12 protein-coding genes are annotated in these 16046 nt (G+C 72.6%); 5 read left to right on the forward strand and 7 right to left on the reverse strand.

Going from position 1 to position 16046, the window contains the following annotated elements:
* Nucleotides 1–110: 110 nt before the first annotated feature.
* Nucleotides 111–746: a mycothiol-dependent nitroreductase Rv2466c family protein gene (locus PV789_RS21810; RefSeq protein ID WP_274974313.1), complete on the reverse strand. Its 636-nt coding sequence runs from the start codon at nt 744–746 to the stop codon at nt 111–113.
* Between the two features lie 213 nt (nt 747–959).
* Between PV789_RS21810 and pepN the strand changes: the two genes are divergently transcribed.
* Nucleotides 960–3506 (forward strand): aminopeptidase N, encoded by a 2547-nt coding sequence (gene pepN / locus PV789_RS21815; protein ID WP_274974314.1) that lies wholly within the window; start codon nt 960–962, stop codon nt 3504–3506.
* Nucleotides 3507–3675: 169 nt separating this feature from the next.
* On the opposite strand, the gene malQ is transcribed toward pepN, so the two are convergent.
* Nucleotides 3676–5709 (reverse strand): 4-alpha-glucanotransferase, encoded by a 2034-nt coding sequence (gene malQ / locus PV789_RS21820; RefSeq protein WP_274974315.1) that lies wholly within the window; start codon nt 5707–5709, stop codon nt 3676–3678.
* A 195-nt stretch (nt 5710–5904) separates the two neighbouring features.
* Between malQ and PV789_RS21825 the strand changes: the two genes are divergently transcribed.
* On the forward strand, nt 5905–7224 hold the full coding sequence (locus PV789_RS21825; RefSeq protein WP_274974316.1) for an MFS transporter: 1320 nt from the start codon (nt 5905–5907) through the stop codon (nt 7222–7224).
* A 113-nt stretch (nt 7225–7337) separates the two neighbouring features.
* Here the strand turns inward: PV789_RS21825 and PV789_RS21830 are convergent, their stop codons facing one another.
* Nucleotides 7338–8777, reverse strand: a complete 1440-nt coding sequence (locus PV789_RS21830) for an amidase (protein ID WP_274974317.1) — start codon at nt 8775–8777, stop codon at nt 7338–7340.
* Nucleotides 8778–8989: 212 nt separating this feature from the next.
* On the opposite strand from PV789_RS21830, the gene PV789_RS21835 reads away from it, so the two are divergent.
* Together PV789_RS21835 and ilvD are read left to right on the forward strand one after the other, a co-directional pair.
* Nucleotides 8990–9775 carry a nuclease-related domain-containing protein gene (locus PV789_RS21835; protein WP_274978209.1) on the forward strand — a complete coding sequence of 262 codons (786 nt, stop codon included), beginning with the start codon at nt 8990–8992 and terminating at the stop codon, nt 9773–9775.
* A gap of 243 nt (nt 9776–10018) precedes the next feature.
* Nucleotides 10019–11881 carry a dihydroxy-acid dehydratase gene (gene ilvD / locus PV789_RS21840; protein ID WP_274974318.1) on the forward strand — a complete coding sequence of 621 codons (1863 nt, stop codon included), beginning with the start codon at nt 10019–10021 and terminating at the stop codon, nt 11879–11881.
* A gap of 38 nt (nt 11882–11919) precedes the next feature.
* Here the strand turns inward: ilvD and PV789_RS21845 are convergent, their stop codons facing one another.
* The 4 genes from PV789_RS21845 to PV789_RS21860 all read right to left on the reverse strand — a co-directional run bounded on the left by PV789_RS21845 (nt 11920) and on the right by PV789_RS21860 (nt 13485).
* Nucleotides 11920–12123 (reverse strand): FmdB family zinc ribbon protein, encoded by a 204-nt coding sequence (locus tag PV789_RS21845; protein WP_017566030.1) that lies wholly within the window; start codon nt 12121–12123, stop codon nt 11920–11922.
* Nucleotides 12124–12149: 26 nt separating this feature from the next.
* Nucleotides 12150–12563: a type II toxin-antitoxin system VapC family toxin gene (locus tag PV789_RS21850; protein WP_274974319.1), complete on the reverse strand. Its 414-nt coding sequence runs from the start codon at nt 12561–12563 to the stop codon at nt 12150–12152.
* Nucleotides 12560–12811: a type II toxin-antitoxin system Phd/YefM family antitoxin gene (locus tag PV789_RS21855; protein ID WP_274974320.1), complete on the reverse strand. Its 252-nt coding sequence runs from the start codon at nt 12809–12811 to the stop codon at nt 12560–12562. Before PV789_RS21855 ends, PV789_RS21850 begins: the two co-directional genes overlap by 4 nt.
* A 173-nt stretch (nt 12812–12984) precedes the next feature.
* Entirely contained in the window at nt 12985–13485 is a 501-nt protein-coding gene (locus PV789_RS21860) for an HNH endonuclease (protein ID WP_019611059.1), read from the reverse strand.
* A 378-nt stretch (nt 13486–13863) separates the two neighbouring features.
* Here PV789_RS21860 and PV789_RS21865 point away from each other — a divergent pair, with 378 nt between their 5' ends.
* A complete protein-coding gene (locus tag PV789_RS21865) occupies nt 13864–15957 on the forward strand; it encodes a prolyl oligopeptidase family serine peptidase (RefSeq protein WP_274974321.1) in 2094 nt (697 codons plus the stop codon).
* Nucleotides 15958–16046: the final 89 nt, after the last annotated feature.

Genomic DNA, 16046 nt, shown 5'->3' on the forward strand with positions numbered 1-16046 from the left:
CGGGCCCCTGCCCGCCGCCGGTGTTCGCCTCCAGTGTGCACCCGTCCGGGCGCACCGCGGCCGTCCGCCCCGTCGGGCCGGGGCGCGCGCCCCGGCCCGGCGGTCGCGGATCAGTCGAAGACGGGTTCCCGGGTGCGGGTCCGCTTGAGTTCGAAGAACCCGTCGGTCCCGGCGACCAGGAGCACGCCGTCCCAGAGCCTGCCGGCCGCCTCGCCGCGCGGGATCGGCGTGACGACCGGTCCGAAGAAGGCGGTGTCGGCGACCCGGACCACGGGGGTGCCCACGTCCTCGCCGACCAGCTTCATCGCCTCGGCGTGCGAGGCGCGCAGGGCCTCGTCGTGGTCGGTGGACGTGCCCGCCTCGGCCAGGTCCTCGGGCAGTCCGGCCTCGGCCAGCGCGGCGCGGATCGTGTCCGCGGTGCGCGGTTCGCCGCCGTTGTGGAAGCGGGTGCCCAGGGCCGTGTAGAGGCCGCCCAGGACCTCGGGGCCGAAGCGCTGTTCGGCGGCGACGCACACCCGCACCGCCTCCCAGGACCTGTCGATGCTCCCGCGGTAGTCCTCGGGCAGTTCGCGGCCCTCGTTGAGCACGCCCAGGCTCATCACGTGCCAGCGCACGCGGACCGGCCGGACCTTCTCCACCTCGACGAGCCAGCGCGAGGTGATCCAGGCCCACGGGCACGCGGGGTCGAACCACATGTCCGCCTGGACGGTCTCCTGCCCGTCGCCGGGGTCTGGGGTCTGCGTCATCGCTGCTCCTCGTATCGGGAAAAGGTGTGCACACTTCGGGTCGTAGGAGTGCAACCCCGGCTATCGGTTGCGCATTCCGTGCCCTCGCGTGGCAGGATCGGGGCGAGTGGAAGACGACCCCCGGCCCCGACGACGCTCCACCCCAGGCGGCGGACTCGCCGTGGTCGGCAACGATCCGGCCGGCGGGGACGGCGGCCGTGGAGGGAGCGTGGCGTGGCAGGGAACCTGACACGGGACGAGGCTCGTGAGCGGGCGCGGATTCTCAGCGTCGACTCCTACGCCGTGGAGCTGGACCTGACCACCGGTGCCGAGACCTTCAGGTCCACCACCGTGATCCGGTTCTCCAGCCCGGAGCCCGGGGCGCGGACGTTCGTCGAGCTGGCCGCCCCAGCGATCCGCACGGCGACGCTGAACGGGACCGAGCTGGACGCGGCCGAACTGTTCGACGGCGAGCGCCTCGCCCTTCCCGAGGTGGCCGCGGACAACGAGCTGACGGTCGTCGCCGACGCCGTGTACATGCGCACCGGAGAGGGCCTGCACCGGTTCGTGGACCCGGTCGACGACTCGGTGTACCTGTACACCCAGTTCGAGACGGCCGACGCACACCGCATGTTCGCGTGCTTCGACCAGCCCGACCTCAAGGCCACCTTCGAGCTGACGGTGTTCGCTCCCCCCTCGTGGGAGGTCGTGTCCAACAGCGCGCCCGACGTGGAGCGCGAGGCCGCGGGCGAGGAGCGGGTGCGCTGGCACTTCCCGGCCACGCCGGTGATGTCCACCTACATCACCGCGCTGATCGCGGGCCCGTACCACGTGGTGCGCGACGAGCACGACGGCATCCCGCTGGGCCTGTACTGCCGCGCCTCGCTGGCCGAGCACCTGGACTCCGACGCCCTGTTCGAGGTCACCAAGCAGGGCTTCGACTTCTTCCACGGCCTGTTCGACCTGCGCTACCCGTTCGGCAAGTACGACCAGCTGTTCGTGCCCGAGTTCAACGCGGGCGCCATGGAGAACGCGGGCGCGGTCACGTTCCTGGAGGACTACGTCTTCCGTTCGAGGGTCACCGACGCCCGCTACGAGCGCCGCGCCGAGACGATCCTGCACGAGATGGCGCACATGTGGTTCGGCGACCTGGTCACCATGCGCTGGTGGGACGACCTGTGGCTGAACGAGTCGTTCGCGACCTACGCCAGCGTGTACTGCCAGGCCAACGCCACCAAGTGGACCGACGCCTGGACGACGTTCGCGAACGTGGAGAAGAGCTGGGCGCTGCGCCAGGACCAGCTGCCCTCCACCCACCCGGTCGCCGCCGACATGGTCGACATCCAGGCGGTCGAGGTCAACTTCGACGGCATCACCTACGCCAAGGGCGCCTCGGTGCTCAAGCAGCTCGCGGCGTACGTGGGCGTGGACGCGTTCTTCGCGGGCGTGCGCGCCTACTTCAAGGAGAACGCGTTCGGCAACACCGAGCTGCGGGACCTGCTCAAGCACCTGGAGGCCGCCTCGGGCCGCGACCTGTCGGGCTGGTCGCGCGACTGGCTGGAGACCACGGGCGTCAACACGATGCGTCCGGAGTTCGAGGTGGACGCCGAGGGCCGCTTCACCTCGTTCACCGTGCTCCAGGAGGCACCGGCCGACCACCCCACGCTGCGCTCGCACCGGCTGGCGATCGGTCTGTACGACCGCACCGACGAGGGCGTCGTGCGCCGCGAGCGCGTGGAGCTGGACGTGCGCGGCGAGCGCACCGAGGTGCCGGAGCTGGTCGGCAGAGCCCGGCCGGACCTGGTGCTGATCAACGACGACGACCTGACCTTCACCAAGGTCCGCCTGGACGAGCGCTCCCTGCGCACCGTGGTGGAGGGCGTCGGCGAGATCCGCGAGTCCCTGCCCCGCGCGCTGGCCTTCGGCGCCGCCTGGGACATGACCCGCGACGGCGAGATGGCCGCCCGCGACTACGTCTCCCTGGTCATCTCCGGGATCAGCGGCGTGAACGACGTCATGGTCGCCCAGACCCTGCTGCGCCAGGCCAACTCGGCCCTGCACATGTACGCCGACCCGGCGTGGCGCCCGTTCGGCTTCGAGCAGCTCTCCGAGCGGCTGCGCGAGCTGCTGACCGCGGCCGAGCCGGGCGGCGACCTGCAGCTGGCCTACGCCAACGCGCTGGCCGCCTCGGCGGTGAGCGACGCCCACCTGTCCCTGGTCCGGGGCCTGCTGGACGGCGCGATCACCGTGGACGGGCTGGTCGTGGACACCGACCTGCGGTGGACGCTGCTGCGCCGCCTGGTCGCGACGGGCAAGGCCGGGGAGGCGGAGATCGCCGCCGAGCTGGAGCGCGACGCCACGGCGGCCGGGCAGCGCAACGCCGCCGGGGCCCGCGCCGCGATCCCCACCGCCGGGGCCAAGGCCGCGGCGTGGGAGCGGATCGTGGGCGAGGAGCTGGCCAACGCCGAGTTCCGCGCGGTCCTGCTGGGCTTCACCGAGCCGGGCCAGGCCGAGCTGTACCGGCCGTACGTGGAGAGGTACTTCGCGCAGTTGGGCCCGGCCTGGGAGAAGTGGACGGGCGAGTTCGCGCAGACCTTCGCCGAGGTGGTGTACCCGAGCGGCCTGGTGGAGGAGGCGACGCTGGAGCGCACGGACGCCTACATCGCCGGGTCCGACCCGGCCCCGGCGCTGCGCCGCCTGCTGGTCGAGGGCCGCGCGGGGGTGGAGCGGGCCCTGCGCGCCCGGGCCACCGACATCGCCGCGGGCGAGCGTCAGGAGTAGGACGCGGGGACCGCGTGCCCGCTCCGCCGTCGCAGGCGGGGCGGGCGCGCGTGCGCCGGGCCCCGCCGCGCGCCGTGGCCCCGGGTCGGCCCCGGGATTCGAGCACGGCGCGGGATCGGACGCGGGCCGGGCCCCTCGCGTCGCACCGGCGACGGTTCCGGCCGACTTGCTAGGGGGCGTGGTCCCGCCGGCCGACCGGCCCGAGGGTGCGGCGGATGCGCGCCACCATGCGCGGGTCGGCGAGCAGTTCGTCCACCAGGACCGGCTCGCCCTCGCCGCTGGTGAGCGGGATTCGCCAGTTCGGGTACTCGTCGCTGGTGCCGGGCTGGTTCTGCATGCGCCGCTCCCCCACCACGTCGGTGAGCGCGATTCCGATCATGCGGGCGGGGGTGGCCACCAGGTAGGCGTGCATGGCCGCCACCACGGCGGCCGGGTCGGCCACCGGGTCCACGTCGTCGTCGAGCAGGCCCAGGTCCACCAGGAGCTCGCGCCAGCGCTCCACGCGCGACTCGGCGTCGGCGCGCTCCTCCTCCACGGGGCGGCCGAGCAGGCCCAGCCGGTCGCGCAGCTCCACGTGCTCGGTGGACAGGAACGAAGCCACCGGCGGCAGGTCGTGGGTGGCCACCGTGGCCAGGCAGTCCGCGCGCCACTCCCCCGGCGGGCGCGGGCGGCCGTCGGCGTCCTGCTCGAACCACAGCACGGAGGTGCCCAGGACCCCGCGGTCGGCGAGGTGCTCGCGCACCCACGGCTCCACGGTGCCCAGGTCCTCCCCGACCACGACGGCGTCCGCCCGGTGGGCGGCCAGGGCGAGCGTGCCCACCATGCCCTCGTGGTCGAACCTGACGTAGGTGCCCTCGTCCGCGGAGGCGCCCTCGGGCACGCACCAGAGCCGGAACATGCCCATGACGTGGTCGATGCGGACCCCGCCCGCGTAGCGGAACGTCTGGGCCAGGATCTGGCGGAACGGTTCGTAGCCGCGCCCGGCCAGGCGCCGGGGGTGCCAGGGCGGCTGGCCCCAGTCCTGCCCCTGCCGGTTGAACTCGTCCGGGGGCGCCCCCACGTGCAGGCCGGGCACGAGCGCGTCCCCGTACATCCACGCGTCCGCGCCGCCCGCCTGCACCCCGATGGCCAGGTCGTGCACGATGCCGACGGCCATCCCGCCGGTCTCGGCGGTGGTCTGCGCCTGGGAGAGCTGCTCGTCGAGGATCCACTGGAGCCAGCGGTGGAACTCCACGGCGGGCCACCGGCGCAGGGCCTCCTCCCCGACGTCGCGGCCGTGGACCCCGCGCAGCCCCTGCGGCCAGGTCCGGTAGTCGGTGCCGTGCCGCTCGGCCAGGGCCGACCAGGTGGCGAACTCGACCAGCGGTCGGCCCTCGCGTTCGAGGTAGGCGCGCAGGGACGCCTCACGGCCGGGGGCGCGGGGAGCCTCGAAGAGCACCTCCAGGGCGGCGCGTTTGGCCCTCCACACGGAGTCGCGGTCGAGGAGGTCGGCGGTGCGGCCGCGTTCGCGCAGCGGCCGGGCCAGGCGCTGGATGCCCTCGCGCTGGGCGGGGTCGAGCCGGGCGTACTCGGGCACGTCCTCGATGCGGATGTAGAGGGGACTGGCGTAGCGGCGGCTGACCGGCAGGTAGGGCGAGGGCTCCACCGGGGGCAGCGGCTCGGTGGCGTGCACCGGGTTGATCAGGGCGAAGTCGGCGCCCAGGTCGCGCGCGCTCCAGTCAGCCAGCTCGGCGAGGTCGCGCAGGTCGCCGGTGCCCCAGGAGGCGCGGGAGCGCACGCTGTAGACCTGCGCCATGACGCCCCACAGGCGCGGGTGGTCCCTGAGCGCGCTGGGTTCGATGCGGTCGGGGGCCACGAGCAGGGGCGCGGTGTGCTCGGCGGCGCCGTCGGTGACGCGCAGGGTGTGCACGCCCAGCGGCAGTCCGGGGCCGAAGGGCAGCAGGGAGCCGCCGGAGGTCTCGACGACGCTGTGCGACCCCTCGGGGAGCACGAGGTCGGGCGCCTTGCCCTCGCGGACGACCACCGCGGGCGGCAGCGGGTCCGGCGCCGCCCCGGCGTCCGGGGCCGCCGGGTCCACGCCCAGGGCCGCCAGGACATGGCGGATGGTGTCGGGACTGACCGGGACCCTGCGCCCCCGCCAGTCCTCGTAGGTCGTCGCGACTCCGTGCTGCTCTGCCAACCGTGCCAGCTGAACGTCCCTCACAGAATCCGATCATGCCCTACCAGGGGCTCCGTACACCGGAGGCCGTTCCGGCGTGGGACCAGAACGTGTCCCGGGTGCGGGCCGATAACGGCTCCCCGCGCGGCGCTTCCGGACTGTCCAGCACGTACAAACGGATGCTCTGCACAGGCCGTCAAATCGATCGCCCCGTGTCCTGGACATCTGCATAATCGGGATGTGCTCGCGAACTACCGACGGCTCTTCGCCGTCCCCCACGTCCTTCCCCTGCTGGCCTGGTCCCTGGCCGCGCGCTTCTACATGCCGGGGCTGATGATCGCGGTCACCTTCCTGGTGGAGGGGTGGACCGGCTCCTACACCCTGGCCGGGCTGGTCGCGGGCGCCTTCACCCTGGGCATCGCGCTGGTGGGACCGCTGCGCGGGCGGATGGCCGACCGGGGCGGGACCGACCGGCTGGTGCTGGTGTGCGGCGTGGTGTTCAGCGCGGGGCTGCTGGGCCTGGTCCTGCTGCCCGAGCGGCTGTGGTGGCTCTCACTACCGCTGGCGCTGGGCACCGGGCTGTTCGGCTCCCCGGCCAACCAGATCGTGCGGGCGCTGTGGCCGCGGCTGACGCGGGGCCCCGAACGGCAGGCGATCTACGCGGCCGAGGCGACCACGCAGGAGCTGCTCTTCGTCTTCTCCCCGATCATGACCGCGGGCGTGGTGGCCTTCGCCGGTGCCCGCTGGGCGCTGGTGCTGCTGTCGGTGGTGGCGCTGCTCGGCTCGGCCGGGTTCGCGCTCGGGCTGCGCCGGGCCGGGGTGACCGGTCCCGCGCCGACCGGGGAGGGAGCCGGTGAGGAGCCGCCCGGTCCGCGCCGGAGTCTGCTGCGCAACCCGGCGCTGGTGGCGCTGTTCCTCATGTGCCTGCTGATGGTCAGCGGGATCATGGGCGTGGATCTGGTGATCGTGGCGTGGGCCAACGAGCTCGGCGCCCCGCAGTACGTGATGGTGCTGGCGTCCGTGTGGGCGCTGGGGTCGCTGGTGGGCGGGGCCATCGCGGGCGCGCTGCGCGGCCGTCCCCACCTGGTGCGCCGCTGCTTCGGCTCGGCTCTGGGCGTGGCGGTGCTGGTGCCGTTCGTGCCGCCGATCGCGCAGTTGCCGACTCCGCTGCTGGTCACACCGCTGCTGTTCCTGTCCGGTATGGCGCTGGCGCCGACCCTGGCCGCGGTCATGGGCCGTCTGGGCGACCTGGCCCCCGCGCGGCGGCGGGCCGAGGCCTTCGGGTGGATGTCCACGGCGCTGGGCGTGGGCGGGGCGGTGGCCGGTCCGCTGTCCGGCGGCCTGATCGACCTCATGGGTATCGCGGGCGGTGTGCTGGGCGCGGCGGTGCTGGTGCTGGTGTCGGCGCTGCTGAGCCTGTTCGTGCCCGAGCCGCCTCCCGAGGCCGCCGAGGAGGCGGACGGCCTCGACCCGGAGGAGGTCGGGGGGAGCGTGCTGGAGGCCCCGCCGGTGCACGGTGCCGCGGCGGGTGCCGAGGCCGCGTCCGACGATCCCCGCTGAGGCGCGGGCCGCCGGAAGCGCGTGCTCCGCGCTGGTCCCCCACCGGGGCCGCCGTCGGCGCCTGTGGCGGGGACCACCGGGTGGGCGGTCCCGGCCGTCGCAGCGGCGGCCGGTCAGCCGGTGCGCAGCGGCGGGACGCGGTGGGCCCAGGGGCGCGCGCGTTCGAGCTGCGCCGACAGCGACAACAGGGTTCCCTCGCCGCCCATGCGGCCGGTGAGCATGACGCCGATCGGCAGCCCCTCCGGCGACCAGTGCAGGGGGACGCTGACCGAGGGCTGTCCCGAGACGTTGTAGACCGAGGTGAACGGCGCGAACGCGGTCATCCGGCGGAACTCCTCCTCGGGTCCGTCGCCGGTGAAGTGCCCCAGCGGGACCGGGGGCGCGGCCAGCACGGGCGAGAGCACCGCGTCGAGGTGTCCGGTCGCGGCGACGAGGGAGCGGACGCCGCGCTGGAGGCGGGCGCAGGCGGCGATGTAGTCGGGCACGGGCGTGGCGCGGGCCCGCTCGCGCAGCCACTGGTTGAGGGGGCTCAGTTCGGCCTCGCGGGCGGGGTCGACCGGCGTGGCCGAGGCCATCGCCGCCCAGACCACCCCGAAGTCCGCCATGAAGGAACCGCCGAAGTGGGCGTCCCCGGGGGCGGGGACCTCCTCCACCTCGTGTCCCAGGTCGGTCAGGAGGCGGACGGCCTCCTCGTGGGCGGCCAGCACGTGGGGGTGCACGGGGATCCGGGCGGAGCCGGTGGTGGTGTGGCAGCCGATGCGCAGGCGCCCGGGTTCGCGGCCCGCGTGGTCGGCGAAGGTCTCGCCGGGCGGCAGGGGCGGGGCGGTGAAGTGGTCGCCCGGTCCGGAGAAGGCCATGGCGTCCAGCAGGAGGGCGGCGTCCCGGACGTCCCGGGTGAGGGGTCCGGCGGTGGACAGGCCGGCGAGGTCGGGCTTGAGGGGCGCGCCGGAGATCCGGCCGCGGGTGGGCTTGAGGCCGAAGAGCCCGCACGCGCTGGCGGGGATGCGGATCGAGCCGCCGCCGTCGCTGCCCTGGGCCACGGGGGCGAGTCCGGCGGCGACGGCCGCCGCGGCGCCTCCGCTGGAGCCGCCCGGGGACAGGTCGGTGTTCCAGGGGTTGCGGGAGGGCGGGGCGACGGCGTTCTCGGTGTAGCAGCTCGACCCGAACTCGGGGGTGTTGGTCTTTCCCGGCAGGACCGCGCCCGCGGCGCGCATCCGGGCGACCGTGCCGGAGTCGGTCGGGGCGACGGCGTCGCGGAAGACCGGTGACCCCTGGGTGAGGCGGACCCCGGCCACCGGGTCGAGGTCCTTGACGGGCACGGGGAGCCCGAGGAGCGGCGGCAGGGCCTCTGGCGTGTCGGCCATCACCCGGTTCTGCGCGTAACGGGCTTGTTCGAGCGCCTTTTCCGGGGTGACCGTAATGTACGCGCCGACGAGGTGGTCATACCTCTCGGTGCGGTCCAGGAAGTGCTCAGTGATCTCAGTAGGCGACAGCTCACGACTGCGGACCATCGCGAGGAGCCGATGGGCCGGAAGGTCATGGATCTGGGTCATGGCGAGTCAGGTTAGCGGGCACACCGCAGGGCACCACCGTGAGGAGGACTCGACTTCTCCAGAGAGACCGACCGAAGGGTAAGCATTCCCTGTCCCGAGGCGGCCGACACGCTTGGGCGCCGAGGAACGGGGTTAGAAAAGTGTGAGAAGTAATGCACTAGGACTCGGATATGGATCGAACTAACCTGTCCGACGTGAAATCGGCTACCAGAGTGAACGGCTCCACTCCATCGTCCGGGGGATCGGACCCCGAAAGGCCCGAATCCCTCTTTTTCCCCAACCAGAGAAAGAAGAAGGAGACCTCGGGCGGCAAGGCGGTCTACGGCGCCCTGCGCTCCAACCGCTCCGTCCGCAGGTGGATGGTACGCGGCGGCGGCGCCGCCGTGGTGGCCGTCCTGGTCGGCCTGCTCACCTCCGACTGGCGGACCGGCGTCACCTTCGGCGTCCTCACCCTGGCCGGGGTCATGGTGTACTCCTCCCGGCGCGAGTCGGAGATCCCGCGCTGGCGCAAGCCCTCGGCGGCCCAGCGCAAGACCGAAGCGCAGCTCAAGGTGATGAAGCAGGTCGGCTACCGCGTCCTGCACGCGCGCGCGGTGCCCGGCGGCAACGGCCAGATCGACCACTTCATCGTGGGTCGGCGGGGCGCGTTCGCCATCGACTCCGAGTCGTGGGACAAGCGGCTGCCGCTGCGCAACAAGCTGGAGAAGCTCTACCACGGGCGGTTCAGCAAGAACGAGCGCATCGACGAGGCCCTGGAGGAGGCCAAGCGGGCGCAGGACCTGATCAGCTCCGAACTGGGGCGCGAGATCAAGGTGCGCGCGTCGCTGGCCATCTACGGTCCCGGCATGCCCTGGGACAGCCACCGGCTGCGGGGCGTGGACATCATCACCGGCACCAAGGTCCGCAAGTGGCTGCGCAGCGGCCGGGACCGCCTGACCGAGAAGGAGATCGAGGAGATCTACCAGGCCGCGATGAAGGCCCTGCCGCCCAGGTACTGAGACGCCCCCACCCCCCTGACACCACCCCGGCCCGGGACGGACCACAGCGCCGTGGCACCCGGGCCCTTCCCGTGTCCAGGGGCTTTTCCGCGTCCCCACCACGGCCGCGGCCCGGCCCCGGACCGGCCGCCCCACCACCGGCGTCTCACGATCCGGATAGCCCGTCTTCCACTCCGAGACCAGAGCGGTGCGACGAAGGACTACCATCGAAGGGAAACACCCGTAACGATGGGAGCCCACCCCATGCCAGCCCTACGCTCACGCACCGTCACCCACGGCAGGAACATGGCCGGCGCGCGCGCCCTCATGCGCGCCACCGGTGTGGAGCGCGAGGACTTCGGCAAACCCATCGTGGCCGTGGCCAACAGCTTCACCGAGTTCGTCCCGGGCCACGTCCACCTGCGCGAGGTGGCCGAGGTCGTCGCGAACGCCGTCCGCGAGGCGGGCGGCGTCCCCCGCGAGTTCAACTCCATCGCCGTGGACGACGGCATCGCCATGGGCCACGGCGGCATGCTCTACTCCCTGCCCAGCCGCGAGCTGATCGCCGACTCGGTCGAGTACATGGTCAACGCGCACTGCGCAGACGCCCTGGTGTGCGTGTCCAACTGCGACAAGATCACCCCGGGCATGCTGCTGGCCGCGCTGCGCCTGAACATCCCCACGGTGTTCGTCTCCGGCGGCCCTATGGAGGCGGGCAAGGTCACGGTGGTCGACGGCACCGCCACCACCGTGCGCAAGCTGGACCTGATCAACCCCATGATCGCCGCCGCCGACGAGAGCGTCTCCCAGGCCGAGCTGGACGAGATGGAGGAGGCCGCCTGCCCGACCTGCGGCTCCTGCTCGGGCATGTTCACCGCCAACTCGATGAACTGCCTCACCGAGGCGATCGGCCTGGCCCTGCCCGGCAACGGCACCGTGCTGGCCACCCACACCGCCCGCCGCGCCCTGTACGAGGACGCCGGACGCCTGGTCGTGGAGGCAGCCAAGCGCTACTACGAGGACGACGACTCCTCCGTCCTGCCGCTGTCCATCGCCACCCCCGAGGCCTTCGGCAACGCCATGGCCCTGGACGTGGCCATGGGCGGCTCCACCAACACGATCCTGCACCTGCTGGCCGCGGCCACGGAGGCGGGCGTCGGCTTCGGCCTGCCGGAGATCGACGCGGTCTCGCGCCGGGTGCCGTGCCTGTGCAAGGTCGCGCCGAACACCGAGAAGTACCACATCGAGGACGTGCACCGGGCGGGCGGCATCCCCTCCATCCTGGGCGAGCTGGCCCGAGGCGGCCTGCTGGACACCTCCCTGCCCACGGTGCACGGCAAGACGGTCGGCGAGTTCATCGCCGAGTGGGACATCGTCTCCGACACCGTCTCGCCCGAGGCCGTGGAGCTGTTCCACGCCGCCCCCGGCGGCAAGCGCACCACGAAGGCCTACTCGCAGGACACCCGCTGGGACACCCTGGACACCGACCGGGAGAAGGGCTGCATCCGCTCCGTCGAGCACGCCTACACCAAGGACGGCGGCCTGGCGGTGCTGTTCGGCAACCTCGCCCCCGACGGCGCGATCGTCAAGACCGCGGGTGTGGAGGAGGAGCTGTGGACCTTCTCCGGACCGGCCAAGGTGTTCGAGTCCCAGGAGGACGCCGTGGACGGCATCCTCAACAAGCGGATCGAGCCCGGTGACGTGGTGGTCATCCGCTATGAGGGCCCCAAGGGCGGCCCGGGCATGCAGGAGATGCTGTACCCGACGAGCTTCCTCAAGGGCCGCGGCCTGGGCAAGGCCTGCGCCCTCATCACCGACGGCCGCTTCTCCGGCGGCACGTCGGGGCTGTCCATCGGCCACGCCTCCCCCGAGGCCGCCGCGGGCGGTGACATCGCGCTGGTGGAGGACGGCGACATCGTCAGCATCGACATCCCCAACCGGGGCATCGTGCTGGAGGTCTCCGCGGAGGAGCTCGACGCGCGCCGCGAGCGCCTGCTCAAGGAGCTGGGCCGCTTCAGGCCGCGCGACCGGCAGCGACCGGTGACCGCGGCGCTGCGCGCCTACGCGGCCATGGCGACCTCGGCCTCGACCGGCGCCGCGCGCGACGTGTCCCAGGTCGAGAGGTAGCGGACCCGGAGGTGGGGGCGGTGCGACCGCCCCCACCCTCAGGAGCAGCAGCCGCCCCCGCAGCACCCTCCACCGGAGGGCGCGGGGGCGGACGCGCGTCCGCCCACCGCCACGGTGGACAGCAGCCGGACCGTGTCGCCGTGCCCCTGGGGGCAGGTCGCCGGGTCGCCGGCCCGCGCCATCGGACGGGAGAGCTCGAAGGTGTCGCCGCACTCGCGGCAGCGGAAATCGTATCTGGGCATGCGGTCAGGATACGGCTGGCCCCGGCTCACCCCGTGAAGGGGTTCAGGAGCCTCACTCCCCGGTCTGCGACGTCCTTGGTGTTACGGGTGACGAACGTCCACCCATGGTGCTTGGCGGTGGCCGCCATCAGACCGTCGACCACGGGAATCCGATCAGGAACGTTCACCGGAGCCCACTCGAGAACGACTCCCACGTCCACGGGAACGATCCTGTCGCCGTAGGCGCGGACGAGTAGGTCAAGCCAGTCGGACAACCGTTGCGCCTGGGCACGGTCGCCGCGGTGGTGCAGTGTGCGGACTCCCAGCCGGATCTCGCCCACCACGAGTGCACTGATGTACAGATCCGAGTCCTCGACCTCGTCCCACCACCTCAGAAACCCCGGGTCCGGCTCGCGTCGGCGCAACTCGGACAGGACGTTCGTGTCAAGGAGAAAGCTCAACGTTCGCCCCAGTCGATCTCGCGTCCGAGGTCCGGAACGCGGACCTCGTCGGGCACGTCCAGCGGAGGTACCGAGCCGAGAAGCTCCTTGAAACCTCCGGACTGCCCCTTCAGCCTGCGGTACTCCTCCATGTCCACCAGTACCGCGACCTCACGCCCGTGGCGCGTGATGATCTGGTCGCCCTCGCTCTCCACAGCACGAAGGACCTCGCTGGTGCGCTGCTTCAGTTCCTGTACCTGCCATCTCATGGCGATCACCTCCGGTCACAGTCTAGACTGTCTGGACAGAAAATGGAGAACGTTCGTCACCGTGGTGATGGGAAAGGCGCCGGGACACGCGACCGCCCCCCGGCGCGTGTGCCGGGGGGCGGTCGGGGTCGGGGGCGGCGCCGGGTGGGACGCAAGGTCCCGGCTCCGCCGGATCAGGCGGCCAGGTGGGCCATGTACGGCTCCCACTGGGGGTCGCCGTGGAGGTCACCGTTGATCAGGCGCCAGTGGGGCCCCTTGGGCACCTTGGGGGTCACGTGCAGCTCCCAGCCGAGTTCGTCCAGGAACTTGTCGGCCTTGCGGTGGTTGCACGGCTTGCACGCGGCGACCACGTTCTCCCACACGTGCGCGCCGCCGCGGCTGCGCGGGATGACGTGGTCGATGGTCTCGGCCTTCTTTCCGCAGTAGCCGCAGGTGTGCCTGTCGCGCCGCATGAGGGCGACCCTGGTGAGGGGCACTCTGCGGCTGTAGGGGACGCTGATGTAGCGTCGGAGCCGGATGACCGACGGCACGTCGTAGGAGCGTGTCGCCGAGTGCAGTATCGCGCCCGCGTCGTCCTGGTGGACGACCTCCGCCTTCTCCCTCAGGACGAGCAGGATCGCCCTGCGCAGAGGCAGTGTCGTCAGTGGTTCGAAGCTGGCGTTGAGCAGCAGCACGTGGCGGCGGGCGGTGCCTGTGCCACCCTCCCGGCTGCTTCGGGCGCTCATCGCGTCGCCCCAGCCGTCGTCTGTGACGGCCGTGTCTCCTCCCCGGCCAGCCGATCGGCCAGCCAGGAGACCTCCCTGTGCACCGATCCGAGGATCGATGGTTCCGTACGCCTTGCCACACGGACCTCCCGGTGGTCCCGCCGAGTTGCGTCCCGCATTCAGTTTGCGTGGTCGGACCGCTCCGGCGCCACCCCAATTTGCGCTGGGCCGCCCAGAAACCGCGTGTTCCCCCTTTTCCCGACTCCATTGTGCGCTGGCGGCGCTCCTTTTCACACTGGCGCCGCGCCGGGCACACCCGGGTGGATGGCGGTGGATAGGGTGCGAAGTATGCGTGAACTCCGCTACCCCCAGGCCGCACGGCTGGACATCATCGAGAACCTGCACGGCCACACGGTCGGTGACCCCTACCGGTGGTTGGAGGACGGCGATTCGGCGCAGACCAAGGAGTGGGCTGCCGCGGAGGACGCCCTGTACACCGAGGTCTCATCGCGGTTCACCACACGGGACTGGTTCGCCGACCGGGTGCGGTCCCTGCTGGGCGCCGGAAGCGTCGGTGCGCCCGTGTGGCGTGGCGACCGCCGCTTCTTCGTCCGTCGCGCCGCCGACCAGGAGCACGGCGTGCTCTACGTCCAGGACGGCGACGGCCCCGAGCGGGTGCTGGTGGACCCCGGAGCGCTCGACCCCCAGGGTCTGACCACGCTGGACGCCTGGAAACCCGACCACTCCGGCGCGCTCCTGGCCTACCAGCTCTCCGAGGGCGGCGACGAGGAGTCGGTGCTGCGCGTCGTGGACGTGGCCTCCGGCGACCTGGTGGACGGGCCCGTCGAGCGGGTCCGGTACAGCCCGATCGCCTGGCTGCCCGACTCCTCCGCCTACTACTACGTGCGCCGGCTCCCCCGGGACCAGGTGCCCGAGGGCGAGGAGAGCTACCACCGCCGCGTCTACCTGCACCGCCTGGGCACCCCCGCCGAACAGGACACCCTGGTCTTCGGTGAGGGCCGCGACAAGACCGAGTACTTCACCCCGGTCGTGAGCCGGGACGGGCGCTGGCTGGTGCTGCTCGCCAACCGCGGCACCTCGGCGGCCACCGACGCCTGGATCGCCGACCTGTCCGACGGGAACCTGGACGCGCCGCGTCTGGTCCCCTTCCAGGAGGGCGTGGACGCCTCCCTGTACCCGCACGTGGGCAGGGACGGGCGCCTGTACCTGTTCACCGACCGGGACGCCCCGCGCGGACGCCTGTGCGTGGCCGACCCCGCCGACCCCGGCTACGGGAACTGGACCACCCTGGTCCCGGAGGACCCCGAGGCGGTGCTGGAGGGGTACGCGGTCCTGGACGGCCCCGGGATGGAGCGGCACGAACTGCTGGTCCTGCGCAGCCGCCACGCCGTCAGCGAGATCACCCGGCACGACCTGGCCACCGGCGAGCCGCTGGGCGGGCTGGACATGCCCGGCCTGGGCACCGTGGCCGGGCTGGTCGAACGCCCCGAGGGCGGGCACGAGGCGTGGTTCGGCTACACCGACAACACCCACCCCTCGTCGGTGTACCGCTACGACGCGCTCTCGGGCGAGGTGTCGCCGTGGGCCGACGCCCCCGGTGACATCGACCTGCCCGACGTGCGGGTGGAGCAGGTCACCTACACCTCCCGCGACGGCACGGCCGTGCGCATGCTGGTGGTCTCGCCCCAGGCTCCCGCCGAAGGGCCGCGGCCGACCATCCTGTACGGCTACGGGGGCTTTCGCATCTCCCTCACGCCCGCCTACTCGGCGGTGGCGCTGGCCTGGGTGCGCGCGGGCGGCGTGTACGCCGTCGCCAACCTGCGCGGCGGTCTGGAGGAGGGCGAGGAGTGGCACCGGGCGGGGATGTTCGCGAACAAGCAGAACGTCTTCGACGACTGCGCGGCGGCGGCCGAGCACCTGGTCGCCACCGGGGTGACCGACCTCGGGCACCTGGCCGTCATGGGCGGCAGCAACGGCGGGCTGCTGGTGGGGGCCATGGTCACACAGCGGCCGGACCTGTTCACCGCCGCGGTCTGCTCGGCCCCGCTGCTGGACATGGTCCGCTACGAGCGGTTCGGACTGGGCCAGCTGTGGAACGTGGAGTACGGCACCGCCGACGACCCCGAGCAGCTGGGGTGGCTGCTGGGCTACTCGCCCTACCACAACGTGCGCGAGGGCACCCGCTACCCGGCGACGCTGTTCACCGTGTTCGACAACGACACCCGCGTGGACCCGCTGCACGCGCGCAAGCTGTGCGCGATGATGCAGCACGCCACGGCGGCCGCGCCCGAGGAGCGGCCGATCCTGCTGCGCCGGGAGTCGGAGGTGGGCCACAGCTCGCGGTCGGTGAGCCGCAGCGTGGCGCTCAACTCCGAGCAGCTGGCCTTCCTCGCCCACCACCTGGGGCTCCGCGTGGGCTGAGACGCCCTCCCCGGTGTCCGCCCCGCGAGAGCAACAACACAGGGGCCGGGCACCGGGGGACGCCCGTTCCCCCGCCAGGCGTTGAGACA

The organism is Nocardiopsis camelliae (assembly GCF_028993595.1).
Taxonomy (GTDB): Bacteria; Actinomycetota; Actinomycetes; order Streptosporangiales; family Streptosporangiaceae; genus Nocardiopsis; species Nocardiopsis dassonvillei.

What these genes read in the sequence shown, in the direction of transcription:
- PV789_RS21830 (WP_274974317.1), bottom strand. Translation starts at nt 8,777, where the DNA reads ATGACCCAGATCCATGACCTTCCGGCCCATCGGCTCCTCGCGATGGTC.
- PV789_RS21855 (WP_274974320.1), bottom strand. Translation starts at nt 12,811, where the DNA reads ATGAGATGGCAGGTACAGGAACTGAAGCAGCGCACCAGCGAGGTCCTT.
- PV789_RS21845 (WP_017566030.1), bottom strand. Translation starts at nt 12,123, where the DNA reads ATGCCCAGATACGATTTCCGCTGCCGCGAGTGCGGCGACACCTTCGAG.
- ilvD (WP_274974318.1), top strand. Translation starts at nt 10,019, where the DNA reads ATGCCAGCCCTACGCTCACGCACCGTCACCCACGGCAGGAACATGGCC.
- PV789_RS21810 (WP_274974313.1), bottom strand. Translation starts at nt 746, where the DNA reads ATGACGCAGACCCCAGACCCCGGCGACGGGCAGGAGACCGTCCAGGCG.
- PV789_RS21865 (WP_274974321.1), top strand. Translation starts at nt 13,864, where the DNA reads ATGCGTGAACTCCGCTACCCCCAGGCCGCACGGCTGGACATCATCGAG.